The organism is Streptococcus infantis, from assembly GCF_019929575.1.
In the GTDB taxonomy this organism is placed as follows: domain Bacteria; phylum Bacillota; class Bacilli; order Lactobacillales; family Streptococcaceae; genus Streptococcus; species Streptococcus infantis_L.
Genome location: NZ_JAHZPU010000059.1, coordinates 1 through 1,434, shown reverse-complemented (window position 1 = coordinate 1,434; position 1,434 = coordinate 1). Strand labels below are relative to the sequence as shown.

Here is a 1,434-nt window from a genome sequence, read left to right as displayed (position 1 = left end):
TGAACTGCACCCCCAAAGTTAGACAGAAAAAATCTAACTTTGGGGGTATTTTATTATGAAATTAACTTATGAGGATAAAGTTCAGATCTATTCACTTAGGAATCAAGGTCATAGCTTCAAGGAGCTTTCAAAAAGATTTGATGTAGATTTTTCTGGGCTAAAGTACATGGTGAAATTAATTGACCGTTATGGAATAGAGATTGTCAAGAAAGGTAAGAATTGTTATTATTCTCCAGAACTAAAACAAGAAATGATTGATAAAGTCTTACTTGAAGGTCGTTCACGTAGAAGTGTCAGCCTTGATTATGCTCTCCCAAACCAAGGAATGCTTTCAAATTGGCTGGCACAATATAAGAAAAACGGGTATACTATTGTTGAGAAAACAAGAGGGAGACCATCTAAAATGGGACGTAAACCGAAGAAAAAGCCTGAGGAATTGACAGAGTTAGAGCGTCTACAAGAAGAGCTGCAATACCTAAGAGCGGAGAATGCCATTCTAAAAAAGTTGAGAGAACTCCGATTGAAGGAGGAAAAAGAGAAAGAAGAAAGACGGAAATTGTTCGAGAATTAATCGCTGATTTTTCGTTAGATATTCTTCTAAAAGCCATTAAACTCGCTCGTTCTACCTACTACTATCACTTGAAACAGCTAAACAAACCAGATAAGGACCAAGAGCTTAAAGATAAAATTCAATCCATTTTTACCGAACACAAGGGAAATTATGGTTATCGTCGGATTCATTTAGAACTAAGAAATTGTGGTTATCTGGTCAATCATAAAAGAGTTCAACGCTTGATGAAAGTACTCAATTTACAAGCTAAAATGCGACAGAAACGCAAGTATTCTTCTCATAAAGGAGACGTTGGCAAGAAAGCAGATAACCTCATTCAACGTCAATTTGAAGGCTCTAAACCAATGGAAAAGTGCTACACAGATGTGACAGAGTTTGCCATTCCATCAAGCAGTCAAAAGCTCTATTTATCGCCAGTTTTGGATGGCTTTAATAGCGAAATTATTGCCTATAATCTTTCTAGGTCACCGAACTTAGCACAAGTAAAGACGATGTTAGAACAAGCCTTCTCAGAGGAATACTACGAGAATACTATTCTCCATAGTGACCAGGGCTGGCAATACCAACACAATTCTTATCATCAGTTCTTAGAGAGTAGGGGGATTCAGCCATCCATGTCACGTAAGGGTAACAGCACAGACAATGGCATGATGGAATCTTTCTTTGGCATTTTGAAATCCGAAATGTTTTATGGCTATGAGAAGACCTTCCAATCACTTAACCAATTGGAACAGGCTATTGTAGACTATATTGATTATTACAACAACAAACGAATTAAGGTAAAACTAAAAGGACTTAGTCCTGTGCAGTACAGAACTAAATCCTTTCAATAATTATTTGTCTAACTTTTTGGGGTCAGTACA

The 1,434-nt window shown here is 36.9% G+C and carries 1 protein-coding gene; it reads left to right on the top strand.

From position 1 onward, the window contains the following. The first annotated feature begins 55 nt into the window (after nucleotides 1-55). Nucleotides 56-1,404, top strand: a protein-coding gene (locus K1I67_RS09570; RefSeq protein WP_223339739.1) for an IS3 family transposase whose coding sequence is annotated in 2 segments (ribosomal slippage) — nucleotides 56-497 and nucleotides 497-1,404 — 1,350 coding nt in all. Because the reading frame shifts where the segments join, the coding sequence is not laid out codon by codon here. Nucleotides 1,405-1,434: the final 30 nt, after the last annotated feature.